At 70.7% G+C, this 15,274-nt stretch carries 14 protein-coding genes; 7 read left to right on the top strand and 7 right to left on the bottom strand.

What is annotated here, in order from left to right; genetic code table 11:
* Positions 1–4: 4 nt before the first annotated feature.
* Entirely contained in the window at positions 5–445 is a 441-nt protein-coding gene (locus BBK82_RS05915) for an ester cyclase (protein ID WP_065914094.1), read from the bottom strand.
* A 68-nt stretch (positions 446–513) separates the two neighbouring features.
* Between BBK82_RS05915 and BBK82_RS05910 the strand changes: the two genes are divergently transcribed.
* Positions 514–1,143, top strand: a complete 630-nt coding sequence (locus BBK82_RS05910) for a TetR/AcrR family transcriptional regulator C-terminal domain-containing protein (RefSeq protein WP_083267815.1) — start codon at positions 514–516, stop codon at positions 1,141–1,143.
* On the opposite strand, the gene BBK82_RS05905 is transcribed toward BBK82_RS05910, so the two are convergent.
* The gene (locus BBK82_RS05905) at positions 1,140–2,822 is read right to left on the bottom strand and encodes an acyl-CoA dehydrogenase (protein ID WP_065914093.1); all 1,683 of its coding nucleotides are present in this window, start codon (positions 2,820–2,822) and stop codon (positions 1,140–1,142) included. The two genes, BBK82_RS05910 and BBK82_RS05905, sit on opposite strands and share 4 nt — an antisense overlap.
* A gap of 138 nt (positions 2,823–2,960) precedes the next feature.
* Between BBK82_RS05905 and BBK82_RS05900 the strand changes: the two genes are divergently transcribed.
* Positions 2,961–4,037 carry a WD40/YVTN/BNR-like repeat-containing protein gene (locus BBK82_RS05900; protein WP_065914092.1) on the top strand — a complete coding sequence of 359 codons (1,077 nt, stop codon included), beginning with the start codon at positions 2,961–2,963 and terminating at the stop codon, positions 4,035–4,037.
* A gap of 34 nt (positions 4,038–4,071) precedes the next feature.
* Positions 4,072–4,356, top strand: coding sequence for a ubiquitin-like small modifier protein 1 (locus BBK82_RS05895; RefSeq protein WP_065914091.1), 285 nt, complete (start codon positions 4,072–4,074; stop codon positions 4,354–4,356).
* A 161-nt stretch (positions 4,357–4,517) separates the two neighbouring features.
* Here BBK82_RS05895 and BBK82_RS05890 read toward each other — a convergent pair whose 3' ends face one another.
* Entirely contained in the window at positions 4,518–5,357 is an 840-nt protein-coding gene (locus tag BBK82_RS05890; RefSeq protein ID WP_065914090.1) for an SWIM zinc finger family protein, read from the bottom strand.
* A complete protein-coding gene (locus BBK82_RS05885) occupies positions 5,350–8,325 on the bottom strand; it encodes a DEAD/DEAH box helicase (protein ID WP_065920842.1) in 2,976 nt (991 codons plus the stop codon). The genes BBK82_RS05890 and BBK82_RS05885 overlap by 8 nt, the downstream gene beginning before the upstream one ends.
* A gap of 30 nt (positions 8,326–8,355) precedes the next feature.
* On the opposite strand from BBK82_RS05885, the gene BBK82_RS05880 reads away from it, so the two are divergent.
* Entirely contained in the window at positions 8,356–9,822 is a 1,467-nt protein-coding gene (locus tag BBK82_RS05880) for an aromatic amino acid ammonia-lyase (RefSeq protein ID WP_065914089.1), read from the top strand.
* A 41-nt stretch (positions 9,823–9,863) separates the two neighbouring features.
* Positions 9,864–10,667, top strand: coding sequence for an alpha/beta fold hydrolase (locus BBK82_RS05875; protein WP_218920583.1), 804 nt, complete (start codon positions 9,864–9,866; stop codon positions 10,665–10,667).
* Positions 10,668–11,380: 713 nt separating this feature from the next.
* On the opposite strand, the gene BBK82_RS05870 is transcribed toward BBK82_RS05875, so the two are convergent.
* From BBK82_RS05870 to BBK82_RS05860, 3 genes are all read right to left on the bottom strand, one after another.
* Complete coding sequence (locus tag BBK82_RS05870; protein ID WP_065914087.1) at positions 11,381–11,656, bottom strand: GlsB/YeaQ/YmgE family stress response membrane protein; 276 nt, start codon at positions 11,654–11,656, stop codon at positions 11,381–11,383.
* A 64-nt stretch (positions 11,657–11,720) separates the two neighbouring features.
* Positions 11,721–12,203, bottom strand: coding sequence for a hypothetical protein (locus tag BBK82_RS05865; RefSeq protein ID WP_065914086.1), 483 nt, complete (start codon positions 12,201–12,203; stop codon positions 11,721–11,723).
* A gap of 147 nt (positions 12,204–12,350) precedes the next feature.
* The gene (locus BBK82_RS05860; RefSeq protein ID WP_065914085.1) at positions 12,351–13,388 is read right to left on the bottom strand and encodes a DUF2786 domain-containing protein; all 1,038 of its coding nucleotides are present in this window, start codon (positions 13,386–13,388) and stop codon (positions 12,351–12,353) included.
* Positions 13,389–13,450: 62 nt separating this feature from the next.
* Here BBK82_RS05860 and folP point away from each other — a divergent pair, with 62 nt between their 5' ends.
* Positions 13,451–14,287: a dihydropteroate synthase gene (folP, locus tag BBK82_RS05855; protein ID WP_065914084.1), complete on the top strand. Its 837-nt coding sequence runs from the start codon at positions 13,451–13,453 to the stop codon at positions 14,285–14,287.
* Between the two features lies 1 nt (position 14,288).
* On the top strand, positions 14,289–15,227 hold the full coding sequence (locus BBK82_RS05850; protein ID WP_065914083.1) for a hypothetical protein: 939 nt from the start codon (positions 14,289–14,291) through the stop codon (positions 15,225–15,227).
* Positions 15,228–15,274 lie beyond the last annotated feature (47 nt).

Genomic DNA, 15,274 nt, shown 5'->3' with positions numbered 1-15,274 from the left:
GCGCTCAGTACTCCTGGGGGGCCTCGATCAGGCCCAGCTGGTGCAGAACTGTCGCCGAGTCGCCATAAACGCGCTCGCAGACGAGGACGTCCTTGTCGAATAGGAAGATACCGGACATCCTGACCTTGAACGTCTTGCCGGTCACCGGTTCGCCGGTCAGGCTGCCGAGGTGGGTGCCCTGCAGCTCGAACTCGACGATCACCGCGTCGTCGGCGTGGTAGACCTCGATGACCTTGCTCTTCTGGTCGGGGAACGCCGCGCGCGTCCGCGTCCAGTAGTCGCGCACCGCGTCGACGCCGTCGAGCACCTGACCGGTGGCCATGATCTCGAAGCGGGGGTGGGTGAAGGTGTTCAGTCCCGCGTCGAAGTCGTACTCGTTCTGGTACTCCATGAGCTCCAGGACGATCGCCTCGCGCAGCGCCCTGAGCGCCTTGGACTCGGTCATGCCGGCCGACCCTCCTACGTACGCCGTACGTCGCAGGGAAGCTACTCCACGTCGTATGGTCTTCGCCAGTGTCCTCGCCACGTAAACCGCTGACCCGCACCCGCATCGTGGATGCGGCGGTGCGGCTGATCGAGCGCGAGGGCGTGGAGGCCGTCTCGATGCGCCGGCTCGCGGCCGAGCTGGGCGCGGGCACGATGTCGCTCTACAACCACGTGCCGAACAAGGCGCTGCTGGTCGACCTCGCGGCCGAGCGGATCATGGCCCAGGCCAAGCCCTACCGCGTGGACAGCGACGACTGGCGCGACCACATCCGCGCCCACGCGCGGGCGGTGCGGGAGCTCGCCCACCAGCACCCGCGGGCGTTCGTGATGCTGGCGACGCGGCGGCTGAGCAGTGAGGCGGGGTTCCGGACGATCGAGGCGGCGCTGACGAACCTCGACCGGGCCGGGTTCCGCGGCAAGGTCGCCGTCTCGATGATGCGGGCGATGGTGTCGTACCTGCTGGGCACGCTCATGCGGGAGGTCGCGACCTCGCCGGAGCTGGGCGGGATCGCGCTGTCCGCGTACGAGCCGGTGGAGATGGGAGCGTTCCCACTGTCAGCGGGGGTGCTCGACGAGCTGGGGACCTACGACCACGACCAGGAGTTCGAGTTCGGGCTCGAACTCCTGATCACGGCCTTGGAGCGGTACGAGGACTAGGGGCGCATCTCGTAGCGGCCGGAGAGCGCTTCCACCTGCTGCCACACGGCGTCGAAACGGGCCTGGTCGACGTGCGGCTTGCGGATCTGCCGCACCGCCCACTGCTGCTGGGCCTCGGTGCTGCTGGGCTTGCCGTGCAGCGCGGTGGCGTAACCGGCGAAGTCGCGGACCAGGACGTCGAAGATCTGGTCGAGGACGTTCTGGTCGGTCTTCGTGATCTTGGCCTGCTCCAGGACCAGCTGGCCGTAGACGACCAGGGTGAACAGGTGCCCGAGGTTCAGCAGGAAGTCGAGGTCCTTCTGCTGCTCGGCGTCCGGTGCCGCGGTGGTGAGCAGGGTCTTGATCGCCTTGGCCTGCTCGTGGAACAGCGCGACGTTGGGCAGGTGGGCGTGCTCGGTGTAGATCGGCTCCCAGTCGTGGAACTGGATCTTGCCGAGGCCGCGCGCCGGGCCCTGGCGCCAGAAGAAGTCGTCGTCGCTCGCGTCGTGGCGGGTCGGGACCTCGGTGTAGGCCTTGGGGTTGAAGAGGTAGTTCGGCATGAACTTCAGCACCAGGGCCAGGTTCACGTGCACGGTGCCCTCGAGCTTGGGCAGCGCGCGGATGTCGGCGGTGGCGCGGGTGAAGTAGGTGTCCTTCTCGAAGCCCTTGGCGGCGATGACGTCCCAGAGCAGGTCGATGACGTTCTCGCCCTCGCTCGTGACCTTCATCTTCGTGATGGGGTTGAAGAGCAGGTAGCGGCGGTCGTCGTCGTTGGCGCTGCGGAAGTAGTCGACGCTGCGGTCCGCGAAGAGCTTCATCGCGGCCAGACGCGCGTAGGCGTCGACGAAGTTCTGCCGCACGTGCGGGAAGTCGGTGACCGGGTTGCCGTAGAGGATCCGGTTGTGGGCGTGGGTGATCGCCTCGTAGAAGGAGTGCTCGCAGATGCCGATGCTGGCCGTGCAGAGGTTGAACTTGCCGACGTTGACGGTGTTGAGCGCGGCGGAGAAGGCGTCGGGGCCGCGGTGCAGGACGTCGGCGTCGGTGAGCGGGTAGTCCTCGAGGCGGAACTCGCTGACGAACATCTGGTTGTCGACGACGTTCTTGACCAGCTTGAAGTTCTCGTGCCGGCTGTCGACGGCGAAGAAGAGGTACTCGTCGTCGATCTTGCCGAAGACGCTGACCATGCCGGCGACGTTGCCGTTGCCGATGTAGTACTTGCTGCCGTTGGCCCGGTAGCCGTCGGCGGTCTTCGTGACGATCATGTCGGTGCTGTAGACGTCGGCGCCGTGCTCCTTCTCGGAGAGGCCGAACGCGAAGACCGCGCCGCTGTCGAGGAGGGCGGCGGCCTTCTGCTTGGCCTCTTCGTTGCCGCTCATCCAGATCGGGCCGAGACCCAGCACCGTGACCTGCCAGGCGTACCAGTACTGCAGCCCGTAGAAGCCAAGCACCTCGCTGAACGCGGCGTTGCGGGCGGCGTCCCAGCGCCTGGTGCCGTCGACGCTCGCGGGCGTGCAGAAGGTGGCGAAGAGCTTCTCCTTCTTCACGAAGTCGAGGAACTCCGTGTACCAGACCTTGTCCTGGGCGTCCGCGATCAGCCGGCGCTTGCCGCGGGTCTCGAACCAGTCGACCGTGGCCTTGAGCAGGCGGCGGGTCTCGTCGTCGAGGTGCGCGGGGTCGTAGTGGTTCGGGTCGAGCAGCACGGGGGAGCCTCCTTCACGTCTGCAGCGGACGCTACCAGTGAGTAACTTGTGGGTCTACGTGGCCTTTCGCTCCCCTCCGGAAATTGTCGGACCCCAGGCGTAACGTGCTCCGCATCACAGCCTAGGAGGAGGTCGGCGATGACGGTGGTGCTGGCGATCGGCACGCGGAAGGGGCTGTGGCTGGCCCGCAGTGAAGATCGGGTGACGTGGCAGGTGGACGGTCCGCACCACGCGATGCAGGAGGTGTACGCCGTCGCGTTCGACACCCGGGGCCCCGTGCGGCTGCTGGCCGGCGTGTCCTCCCCGCACTTCGGTCCCGGTGTGTCCATCTCGGACGACCTCGGCGCCACCTGGGAGGAGTCGGAGGCGCCACCCATCTCGTTCCCGGTGGACGCCTCACTGGAACGCGTCTGGCAGCTCCAACCGGCCCCCGCCTCCCAGCCGGGCGTCGTCTACGCGGGCACCGAGCCCTCGGCCCTGTTCAAGTCCACCGACGGAGGTCGCTCGTTCGAGCTCGTCGAGGGCCTCTGGAACCACCCGCACCGCCCCGAGTGGGGCGCGGGCTTCGGCGGCCAGGCCGTCCACACGATCGTCCCCGACCCGGTCGACCCCGACCGCGTGCTCGTCGCGATGTCCACCGGCGGCGTCTACCGCACCGCGGACGGCGGCAAGTCCTGGGAAGCCCGCAACAAGGGCATCAAGGCCTACTTCCTCCCCGACCCGTGGCCCGAGTTCGGCCAGTGCGTCCACAAGGTCGCCCAGCACCCGTCCTCCCCGTCGCGCTTCTACGCCCAGAACCACCACGGCGTCTACCGCAGCGACGACGGCGGCGACACCTGGCAGTCCATCGCCGAGGGCCTCCCCACCGACTTCGGCTTCGCGATGGTCGTCCACCCCCACGACCCGGACACCATCTTCACCTTCCCGATCGAGGCGGACGGCCGCCGCTTCCCACCGGAGGGCAAGTGCCGCGTCCACCGCTCCCGCGACGCCGGCTCCTCGTGGGAGGCCCTCGACTCCGGCCTGCCCGACGCCTTCTGGACCGCCGTGATGCGCGACGCCATGTGCACCGACACGGCCGACGTCCCCGGCGTCTACTTCGGCTCCCGCTCGGGCGAGGTCTACGCGAGCCCGGACGAGGGCGAGACCTGGCACCAGGTAGCCGCCCACCTCCCGGACGTCATGTCCGTCCGCGCGGCGGTGATCCCCTCGTGACCACCGTTTCTCCGCTCACCCCGGCGGTGCCCGCATGAAGGTCACCGTGCTGATACCCGGAGTCCTGCGCACGGCGACCGACGGCGCCTCCCACGTGGACGTCGACGTCCCCGAGCCCGCCACCCTCGGCGCCGCCCTCGACGTCCTGGCCGACACCTACCCCGGCCTCGACCGCCGCCTGCGCGACGAACGCTCCACCCTCCGCCGCTACGTGAACTTCTACGTCAACGGCGAGGAGTGCCGCCGCCTCTCCGGCCCGGCCACCCCGCTCCCCGCGGGCGCCGAGATCCAGATCCTGCCCTCGGTGGCAGGCGGCTAGCCCTGGTGGCGCCCAGGGGTCCGCGGCCACGGGGATGGGCCGTGGACCTCTGCTCCACCCCGCCGTGCGCGCCTTGCCGTGCCCGTCCACCTCGCCCCGCCTTGTGCCCCGAGCCGCATCCCGGCGCGCCGCACTCCTCGTCCCTGCCCGTGCCCAGCGGCCTACTCGGGTTCGGCGTCCCCTCCGGCCAGGGCCTGGTAGGCGGGCCGGAGCAGGTCCACCAGGTTGTCGCGCCGGATCGTGATCGGCACCGCGTCGAGCTGGTCGAGCACGGCGTCCGGACGCACCTCCGCGGTCGGGTCGCCGAGCGGGATGCCGGTCGCGGTCTGCCGGTGCCAGAAGGTGTCCAGGCACTGGGTGAGGGGCGGGGCCTCCTCGCGGGTGACGGTCGACCGGGTGGTGCCGCGCAGGGCGCGGAGGCGGTCGAGGAGGTCTTCGCGGCTGCGGCCGCGCCAGGCGAGGATCTCGAACGGGTCGTTGTCGAACGACTCGGCCAGCAGGTAGCAGGCGGCGGCGAGGTGTTTGCAGGGCACCTCCCAGTCGGGGCAGGTGCAGTCCATCGTGAGCTCGCGCGAGGTGGCCGGGAAGAGCTGCAGGCCCAGGCCGGCGAACAGGGTCTCGATGTCGCGGGGCATCTCGCCGGCCAGGAGTTTGGCGGCGTAGAGGGCCTGGCCGGCCAGGGCGTGCTCGATGCGCTGCCACTCGGGCGTGGTGAAGGACTTGATCGCGATGCGCGCCTTGTACGGGGTGGGGCGCGAGCCCTGGACGAGGGCGATGACCATGCTCGTGGACAGCGACAGGCTCAGCACCTGGCCCTGGCGCGCGTAGTTGCGGCCGCGGGTGAGGCGGCCGCCCATGCCGAACGACTCCAGGACCTCCAGGAAGCGTTGCGACCACCAGGTGGTGGCGATGTCGCCGCGCTGGCTCTTGGCCTTGATGCCGTGGTCGACCTTGATGGTCTTGCCGTAGCGGGAGCGTTCGCCGGACCAGTGCTCACTCACCGATGGCCTCCCCCGACAACGTGAGCAGGTCGCGCAGCTGGGCGGTGGAGAGCTCGGTCAGCCAGTTCTCGCCCGCGCCGACGACGAGCTGGGCGAGGGCGCGCTTCTCCTCGATCATGGTGTCGATGCGTTCTTCGAGCGTGCCGATGCAGACGAACTTGCGCACCTGCACGTTGCGGCGCTGGCCGATGCGGAACGCGCGGTCGGTCGCCTGGTCCTCGACGGCGGGGTTCCACCAGCGGTCCAGGTGGATCACGTGGTTGGCCGCGGTGAGGTTGAGGCCGGTGCCACCTGCCTTGAGGGACAACAGGAACAGCGACGGGCCCTTCTCGTCCTGGAAGCGTTCGACCATGCGGTCGCGGGTGGCCTTGTTCGTGCCGCCGTGCAGGAACATCACCTCGGTGTCGAAGCGGGCGGCGAGGTAGGGGACGAGCATGCTGCCGAACTCGGTGAACTGCGTGAAGCACAACGCCTTGTCACCCTCGGCGAGCACCTCTTCGAGCACTTCCTCCAGGCGCGCGAGCTTGCCGGAGCGGCCCGCGACGCGGGAGCCGTCGCCCAGGAAGTGGGCCGGGTGGTTGCAGACCTGCTTGAGCTTGGACATCGTCGCGAGCACCAGGCCCTTGCGGCCGATGCCCTCCGCTTCCTCGATCTTCTCCAGCATGTCGTTCACGACGGCCTGGTAGAGCGAGGCCTGCTCGGTGGTGAGGTTGCAGAGCTGGCGCACCTCGACCTTGTCGGGCAGGTCGCTGATGATGCGCGGGTCGGTCTTCACGCGGCGCAGCACGAACGGGTTCGTGATCTTGCGCAGGCGGGCGGCGGCGTCCTGGTCGTTGTGGCGCTCCACCGGGACGGCGAAGCGGGCGCGGAACGTGTTGACCGTGCCGAGGACGCCGGGGTTGGCGAAGTCCATGATCGACCACAGCTCGGCGAGGCGGTTCTCCACCGGGGTTCCGGTCAGCGCGACGCGGTGGCGGGCCTTGAGCTGCCGCACCGCCTGGGACTGGCGGGTGTTGCTGTTCTTGATGTTCTGCGCCTCGTCGAGCACGACGCGGTCCCAGGTCAGGTCACCCAGCGCGGCGGCGTCGCGGGCGGCCAGCGAGTAGGTGGTGAGCACCAGGTCGTGGCTCTCCACGGCCTCGCGCAACGCGTCACCGTCGAGCCGGTCGGCACCGTGGTGGACGTGGACCGAGAGCTCCGGCGTGAACCGCTCGGCTTCGCGCTGCCAGTTGCCGACGACCGACATCGGGCAGATCAGCAGCGTGGGCGGGCGTTTGCCGTGCGCGCGGTTCAACGCCTCCAATGCCAGCAGCTGCACCGTCTTGCCCAGGCCCATGTCGTCGGCGAGGCACGCGCCCAAGCCGATCTTGTCGAGGAACGCGAGCCAGGCCAGGCCGCGCTGCTGGTAGGGCCGCAGCCGGGCGGTGAAGTTCGCCGGCGGTTCGACCGGCTCCAGCTGCTCGTCCGCCTTGCCGGACAACAGGTCACCGAGCCAGCCGTCCGCCTCGACCGACGTGAGCGGCAGCGGCAGGCTCTCGTCCTCCTCGGTGAGTCCACTGTGGAGCATCACCTCGGCGGCGGTCATCTGGCCGCCACCGCGTTTGAGGAACGCCAGCCCCGCGGCAAGCCGCTTCTGGTCGACCTGCACCCACTGCCCGCGCACCTGCACCAGTGGCACCTTCGCGCGCGCGAGCTCGGCGAGCTCCGCGTCGGTGAGCGTGTCCTCACCCAGCGCGAGCTCCCACTTGTAGTCCACGATGGACTTCAGGCCGATCTCGCTCTCCTTGGCCACGGTTCCCGCCGTGCCACGGCTCTTCGTGGCCAGCTTCAACCCGAGCCGCACCCGTTGCTGCCACCACGACGGCAGCAGCACGCCGAACCCGGCCTGCGCCAGCACGGGTGCCGCGGTCAGGAACCGGTACGCGCCCTCCGCGCCGACCTCCAGCTGCGCCGGGTGCGCGCCGCGCAACGCCTCGTCGAGGTCGGGGTGCAACCGGCTCGCCCGGCCGAGGTCGGCGAGCAGGTGTTCCTGCGGGGCCGGGATCCAGCGCCGCAGCACGGCGTCGTCGGCGAACCACACCTGGTGCGCCGGCACCAGCACGCTCGGCTCGTCGACGGCCTGCAGCAGGAACTCGACCGCCCACTCGTCGTCGTCGCGCTGCTCGGGTGAACGCAGCCGGAAGCACGTGCGCACCGGGCTCTCGTTGCCCGCGCTCTGCCGCCACCGGTCGAGCTGTTCGCGCAGCTCGTAGAGCTCCACGGGGTCCGCGTCGAACTCCGGTTCCCCGGTCAGCGCGGCGAGCCACGCCTCCGCCGTCGTCTGCTGCCCACGCCGGCGCGGTGCGAGCGCGACGTCACCGAGGCGGGTCCGCACCTGCTCGTCGACCACGGTCGTGAGCGCGGCGCGCACCAGTTCGGCGGGGTCGCTGACGACCTCCTCGCACCGGCACGCGGGCGGCATCGCGGCCTGCAACGCCGCGAACCGCGCCGAGTCCGTGCCCGACAGCACCGGCACCCACCGCGCCCGCGGCCGGTCCGGCGCGACCGACGGCAGCACCCGCCCGCGCGTGACGAGGTCCACGGCGAACCCGGCCACGTCGAACACGAACCGCGCCGAGTCGCTCAGCCGCACCTCCGGCCCGAGCTCCGGCTTGTCCCGGAACGAGATCGTGGGCACGCTCCACTGCCGGAGCTGCACCTTGCCGCGCTGCGCCCGTCCCGCCGCGAGCGGGTCGCGCACCAGCTCCGGCGAAGCCATCGGCCCCGACGCGTACGAGGGCAACAACAGCCCGCGCTTGGTCGCCGCCGCGTCCTCGATCCCGAGCGCCGCCATGAGCGACTCAGCCTCCACCGCGAACGGGTGCGGAGCGTCCCGGCGGCTGCTCTCACTGCGTGCGGGCAGCCCGGAATCCTCGGCCCACAACGCGAGAGCGCCGTCGGTCGTGCACAGGCCATGCAGTACGAGCACCTTCAAACCCTATGTGTTCACATTGTCGCCATGGTCGATGACACCCCTGTCGTGCTGAACGGACGGTCACTCGGCGGCGACGACGTCGTGCGCGTCGCCAGGTACCACACGCCGGTGCTCCTGCACGCCGACGGGCTCGACCGCGTCGAGGCCTCGTGGCGCGCCAGTCAGCGCCTCGTCGTGCGCAGGCAGGTGTACGGCCGCACCACCGGCGTCGGCGCGAACCGCGACCAGCTCGTCACCACCGAAGGCTGGTCCGAGCACGGCCTGCGCCTGCTGCGCAGCCACGCCGGCGGCCTCGGCGGCATGCTGCCGGAGGAACAGGTGCGCGCCATGATGGTCGTGCGCCTGAACCAGCTCCTCGCGGGCGGCGCCGGCGTCCGCAGAGCCGTGGCCGACGCCCTGCTGGCGGCGTTGAACAGCAGCTGCTACCCCGGCGTGCACGAGTACGGCGCCATCGGCACCGGCGACCTCACCGCGCTCGCCGAGACCGGACTCACCCTGATCGGCGAGCGGTACTGGCTCGGCTCCACGCAGACCCCGGACCCGATCGAGCTCGACTCGGGCGACGCCCTCGCGTTGATCAGCAGCAACGCCCTCACCATCGGCATGGCGGGCCTCGCCTGGCACGACGCCTCCGAGCTGCTCAAGGCGACCCAGGTCGTCGCCGCCCTGTCGTTCCTCGCGGTCGACGGCGCCGTCGAGGCCTACGACGAACGCGTCCACCTCGGCCGCCCGCACCCCGGCCAGGTCGCCGTCGCCGCCGAGATGCGCCGCCTGCTGGACGTGCCCTCCCGCCCACCTGCCCGCATCCAGGACCCGTTCGGCTACCGCTGCTTCCCGCAGGTCCACGGCCCCGCCGTCGACGCCGCCACCGACCTCGGCCGCGTCCTCGACGTCGAGTTCAACGCCGCCGCCGAGAACCCGCTCATCGTCGCCGACCACTTCGGCCCCGAGGACGACGCCGCCTACCACCACGGCGCCTTCCACAGCGCGTACCTCGGCCAGGCCCTCGACCGCATGCGCCTGGCCCTGCTGCACACCGGCCACCTCTCGACCGCCCGGCTCGCCACCCTCGTCGAGCCGAACTTCACCGGCCTGCAACCGTTCCTGGCAGAAGGCGTGCGCGGCAGCTCGGGCGTGATGATCCTCGAGTACAGCGCCAACTCCGCCCTGGCCGAGGTCCGCACCCTGGCCGAGCCCGCGAGCATCGGCAACGCCGTCGTCTCCCGCGGCCAGGAGGAGAACTCCAGCTTCGCCTTCCAGTCCGCGAGCCAGGCCCTGCGCTCACTCGGCGCGTTCCGCCTCGTGCTCGCCTGCGAGATCGTCGCCGCCGTGCGCGCGCTGAGGTTGCGCGGGATCGCGCCCGAGACACCCGCCCTGCGCGCGGCCTTCGAACTCGCCGAGTCGAAGCTCAACCCGGACATGTCCGACCGCCAGCTCAGCCCGGACGTCGAGGTGGCCTCCGCCCTGCTCGACGAGTTCGCGTCCTGCTGATTCGCACCACTCCTTCATGACGCCTTGCGATGATCTCGAGCATGGCTCTGCTCGCACATGACGAACTCGGCTCCGGCGCACCTCTGCTCGTCGTGCCCGGCGGCCCGCTGCTCGCCCCGGCATACCTGGGCGACCTCGGCGGCATCGCCTGCCGGATGCACCTGCTGCACCTGCGCGGCACCGGCCGCTCCGGCCCTGCCGCACCGGAGATGCTGCGCTTCGACCTCCACGTCGACGACGTCGAGGCCTACCGCGCCGCGTCCGGGTTGGACACGGTCGACGTGCTGGCTCACTCGGCGGGGACGGCCATCGCGGTCAGGTACGCCCTGCGGTACCCGTCCCGCGTCCGGCGCCTCGTGCTGGTGACGCCGAGTCTGCGGTCTTTCGGCGTGGCACCGGATCCGTCCGCGTTGCGGGCAGCAGCGGCGGCGCGGTCCGACGAGCCCTGGTACACCGGCGTCGTCGATGCGCTGGAGGCGGTGCTGGACGGCAGCATGGCCGCCGCGGACTGGGCTGCGCTGGCTCCTTTCTACTACGGACGCTGGGACGCGCAGGCGCAGGAACACGCGCGCCTGGCTGACGAACTGCGCCTGCCGAACGCGCCCCAGGCGTACTACGCGGAGGGTGCGCCGGTGGCGACGGCCGACGAGCTCGCCGGACTCGACGTGCCGGTGTTGCTGGTCGCGGGCGGGGTCGATCCGTTGCCGACCGCGGCCGCGGTGCGGACGGTGGCCGCGATGCTGCCGAGGGCGACGGTGGTCGTGCAACCGGAGGCGGGGCACTACCCGTGGATGGACGACCCGGTGTTCTTCCGGTCCGCGGTGGGGGAGTTCGTGGCTGGGTAGGGCGGTGTCTCCTTGCTCGCTGGTAGGTGCTGGGCCGCGTTGAGGCGCGGGCGCTCGCGTCGAGTGCGGGATCGGGGCACGGCCGGGGCGCGGCGGGCGCGGTGTGACGCGGAGGGTGGTGTGGTGCTGGAAGCGGTGTGTAGCGGCAGCGCTGGTGGCACCGGAGCGTCGTGGTTGGACTGAGGAGCGGTGTGGTGGGACCGAGGAGCGGCGGACGGCGGGTTGCCAGTGGGGGGGGAACAGGCTGGCGGTCGACGTGTGGGCCGCTGGGCGGTCGGGCGTGCGGTCGGACGCGCGGTTGGGTGCTGGGCCGCGTTGAGGCGCGGGCGCTCGCGTCGGGTGCGGGATCAGTGCACGGCCGGGGTGCGGCGGGCGCGGTGTGACGCGGAGAGCGGTTGCTGAGAGCGGTGTGTGGCGGCAGTGCTGGTGGGACCGAGGCGGCGCGGTGGGATCGAGGAGCGGCGGACGGCGGGTTGCCAGTGGGGTGAACAGGCTGGCGGTCGACTCGTGAGCCGCTGGGCGGTCGGACGTGCGGGCTGCTGGTCTGGCGGCGCTGCGGTGCCGGTGGGCGTGCGGGAGTTGCTGACCGGTTCGGTCTGCGGGGCGTGTGAGGGAAGCGCGAACGGTTGAGGGGTCGGCCCGTGTGGGCCCGGCGTGCGGGCCCACACGGGTGTGGGCGGCGGGAGGCCGGCCCACGGGTAGGGGGTGTGGGGTCAGTGGGACACGGGTGCCGTCGTGCGGCGGTTGGCGAGGGCGGTGACGCCGGCGCCGGCCAGGCCGACCTGGAGGGCCAGTTCGATCCAGTCGATGCCGGAGGTGTCGGCCACGCCGAGGACGGTCGCGGCCGCGGTTCCGAGCAGGGCCGCCACGATGCCGACGAGGATGGTCGCGAGCAGCGAGACGTGTTGCCTGCCGGGAACCACCAGGCGGCCGAGGCCGCCGATGAAGGCGCCGATGAGCAGGGCGCTGATCAAGCCGGTGATTTCCACGGTGTACCCCCTGAAGACTCTGGTGCGTGCCACTCCAGAGTCCGCCGCCGAGGGGGCGGGCGAATCAGGTCTTGCCCTGAGAAGGCCCTGACATTCCCCCCAGCAGGGCAGCCGCGGTGGTCGAGAGCTCGCGGCCGGGGACGTCCGGGTCGCAGCCGACGCGGGGCAGGCGCGCGCGGATGGCGGTCGAGGAGCGTTGCATCTCCTCGGCCAGCGCGCGGATGAGGACGGCGGCGTCGTCGGACGACGGGGCGAGCCAGGCGGTGCGGAGGTCGGCGTCGAGGGCTTCGGTCCAGGGTTGGTTGGCGTTGGCGTGGCGGGTGGGGCGGTCGCGCAGGCGCGTGTGGGCGCCGAGGACGCGCGACAGCATCTTGCCGACGGCGGCTCCGCCTTCGACCGGCAGTCTCAGCCGGCCGTCGGCCATCACCTCTCCCGACGGGGCCGACCCCAGCAGTTCGAGGACCACTGACTCGTCCGCGTCCGTCGTGGCGCTCAGCCGGTACGTGACCTCGCCGAGCTTCGTTTCGTTCTGGTAGGTGCTTGGCATGGGGTCGACGTTAGGGAGGGGGTCTGACGGTTTTCGGCCTCGGTGGCCCCCGGGGACCCGGATCGGGGGGAGTTCACTCGAACGGGTTGCGGGGGCCGGTGCGGCCGTTCGCACCGGAAACCGTTGTGCGGCTTGGTGAACAGCGGCTCAGCGCCGCGTCACGCTCTTCTGGCCGGTTCCCAGGTCCGCGACGTCCGCGGCAGCACGCCCCGCTCCCCACCCCGCCGCCGACCGCACCGTCACTCGCGTGGTCCGCGTGCGCGTGAACATCTCCTCGAACATCGTGTCCACGGCCTTCTTGCGGTTCGCCAGCACCGGCAGCAGCCGCTCGTCCTCCACCGGCTCCTCCGGCTGCAGCCGCTCCCCGATCCGCGCCGCGTAGGCCACCAGGAACGACTTGCGGAACGGCCGTGACCGCGCCTCACTGCCCTTCGACGCCTTACCGCCAATGGCGACCATCGCGCGCGTTGCCTGCACCAACAACGACGTGGACAGCAGCTCCACGAACTCCAGATCGACCTCGTCACCCACCAGAGCGACGAACCCGAACCCGTCGTACGCCACCGCACGGGACCGGGACGCCGCCGCCACCACGTGCACGAGCTGCGACTTCTCCTTGAAGTACGCCTTGTCGAGCCACAACCGCCGCGACGTCGCGAGCGGGGGCAGGTCCGCGTCCAGCACCGCCCGTTCGAGTGCATGCCGGTTCATCAACGCCTGCGCCTTGGCCGACAGCGCCTCCGCCTCCTCCGGGAACGACGTCGACTCGGCCTTCGCCAGCAGCCCGCGCACCCGGTTGAGCACCTTCGAGTCCGCGCCCGCGCGCACCAGCCCGCTCAGCGCGTCTCCAGGCAGCGGCAGGATCCGCGGCAGGGTGGGCAGCCGGTTCAGGAACGCGAGCAGCTCAGCGGCCGTCCTGGACGCGTAGGACGGCGTCTCGATGTGCCGCGTCGCCCACGCCTCCAGCAGCGGTCCCTCCCACCAGACGGCGGCACCGATCTCGTCGAGCTGCCGTTGCCAGCGCGGGTGCACAGTGGAGGCCGCATGCGGTGAACAGGACAAAGCGATCACGTCCACCACGAGAGAGGTAGCCGACTCATCGAGCGAACGCGACACCATCTCGCGAACGTCGTACGGCAACCAGCCGCGCTCCCACAGTGCGTCGACCGCTTTCACCAGTTCCACGCAACGCAGTATGAGACGTCCGCCATGTGCAAAGGTCAGGGCCCGCCTGGTAGACACAGGATGTGATCGAGCTCCAGTTCCGCGGCCGGACCGTCGTCCGCGACCACGCGCTGGTGATGGCGATCATCAACCGCACCCCGGACTCGTTCTACGACAGGGGCGCCACCTACGCCGAGGACGTCGCCATGGAGGCCGTCCACCGGGTCGTCGGCGAGGGCGCGGACATCATCGACATCGGTGGTGTGAAGGCCGGGCCGGGCGACCTCGTCGACCCCGAAGAAGAAGTGCGTCGCGTCGTGCCGTTCATCGCCCGTGTGCGTGACGCCTATCCCGACCTCATCATCAGCAGCGACACCTGGCGCGCGGACGTCGGGCGGCTGGCCTGCGAGGCGGGCGCCGACCTGCTCAACGACACGTGGGCGGGCGCCGACCCGCGACTGGCCGAGGTCGCGGCCGAGTACGGGGCCGGCTACGTCTGTTCACACACCGGTGGTGTCAAGCCGCGCACGCGTCCGCATAGGGTGAGCTATCCGGATCTGGTGAACGACGTCATCGCGGAGACGACGGCGCGCGCCGAGAAGGTCGTCGCTCTCGGCGTGCCGCGCGGGAGCGTGCTCATCGACCCCACCCACGACTTCGGCAAGAACACCTGGCACAGCCTCGCGCTGGTGCGGCACACGGACGAGCTGGTCGCCACCGGGTGGCCGGTGCTGATGGCGTTGTCCAACAAGGATTTCGTCGGGGAGACCCTCGGCGTTGAACTGCACGAGCGAGTCGAGGGCACCCTCGTCGCGACTGCGATCGCGGCGGTGGCGGGCGCCGCGGTGTTCCGCGCGCACGAAGTGGCGCGCACCAGACGAGTGCTCGAGTCCGTCGCTCGGCTGCAGCAGGAGGTATGAGGTGGACGACGTCTTCGCCCGGTTCTCGGACGACCGGTGGGACGACTTCCTCGACGAGCTCGACAAGATCCGCCTGACGGTGGTGGATCCCGCGGAACGGCAGCAGGTGAAGGCCAACGCACGGCGCGATGCCCGTGAATCGGCCGGTCAGCCGTTGCTGGTGCGGATGGCCATCGCGGACCACTACCTGAACCTGCTCGCCGTCGGCGTGTGGGCGGGTGACGAGAGCTGGCGCGCGGACCTGCGTGACCTGGTCATCTCTCTCGTGCCCGAAGACGACGAGTCGCGCGACGACGGCCTGTTGAGCTCCGTGATCGCCGTGGTGCTCGCGCAGCTGCTGCAGGACGCGCGTCTGCGTGGTGGCTCCGAGGCGGACGTCATCGCGCGCACGGCGTGGGAGAAGGCGCAGGAGTGGGCGGCCTACGCGGAGGACCGCCACGTCGAACGCCTCCTGCACCACTCGACGGAGGCCGGCGCGCGCGTCGTGACGGCGACCGAGGTGCAGGAGGTCGTGGAACTGGCCACGGCCGCCGCCGACGACCAGCACGCGGAGACCATCGCGGCGCTGGAGGCCGAGGGGTTCACCGCGGAGTTCATGAACGGCGTCTGGGTGGTGGAAGGCGACTTCCGCAACCCGGTGCGCGCGGCCGCGCGCGCGATCACCCTCACGGGCCACGGATGCGTGCTCGCACGGAACATCCGCCAGTCGGCCGTCATGCTGTGGAACGACAACACGCTCGCCATGGCGGACTCCAAGGTGCCGCGCTGGCGCGTCTACCCGATCCTGGCCCCCGTCACGCCGCAATCCAAGTTTTCGGGTGGTGAAGGCCTGCCGTTCACCCGCGACACCCACCCGCTGGCACCCGCACCGGAAGTCGTGCGCCGGTTGGCGGACGCCGTTGGTGTCAACCTGTCCCATCTGCTGGCTGCATTGCGGTGAAAGGGTGATCTTTGACTTTCCGCAACCTTCAGTGGCTAATCTTGGGG

Origin of the sequence: Lentzea guizhouensis, assembly GCF_001701025.1 — a bacterium.
GTDB classification, from domain to species: Bacteria; Actinomycetota; Actinomycetes; order Mycobacteriales; family Pseudonocardiaceae; genus Lentzea; species Lentzea guizhouensis.
This window is presented reverse-complemented; position numbering and strand designations above follow the sequence as displayed.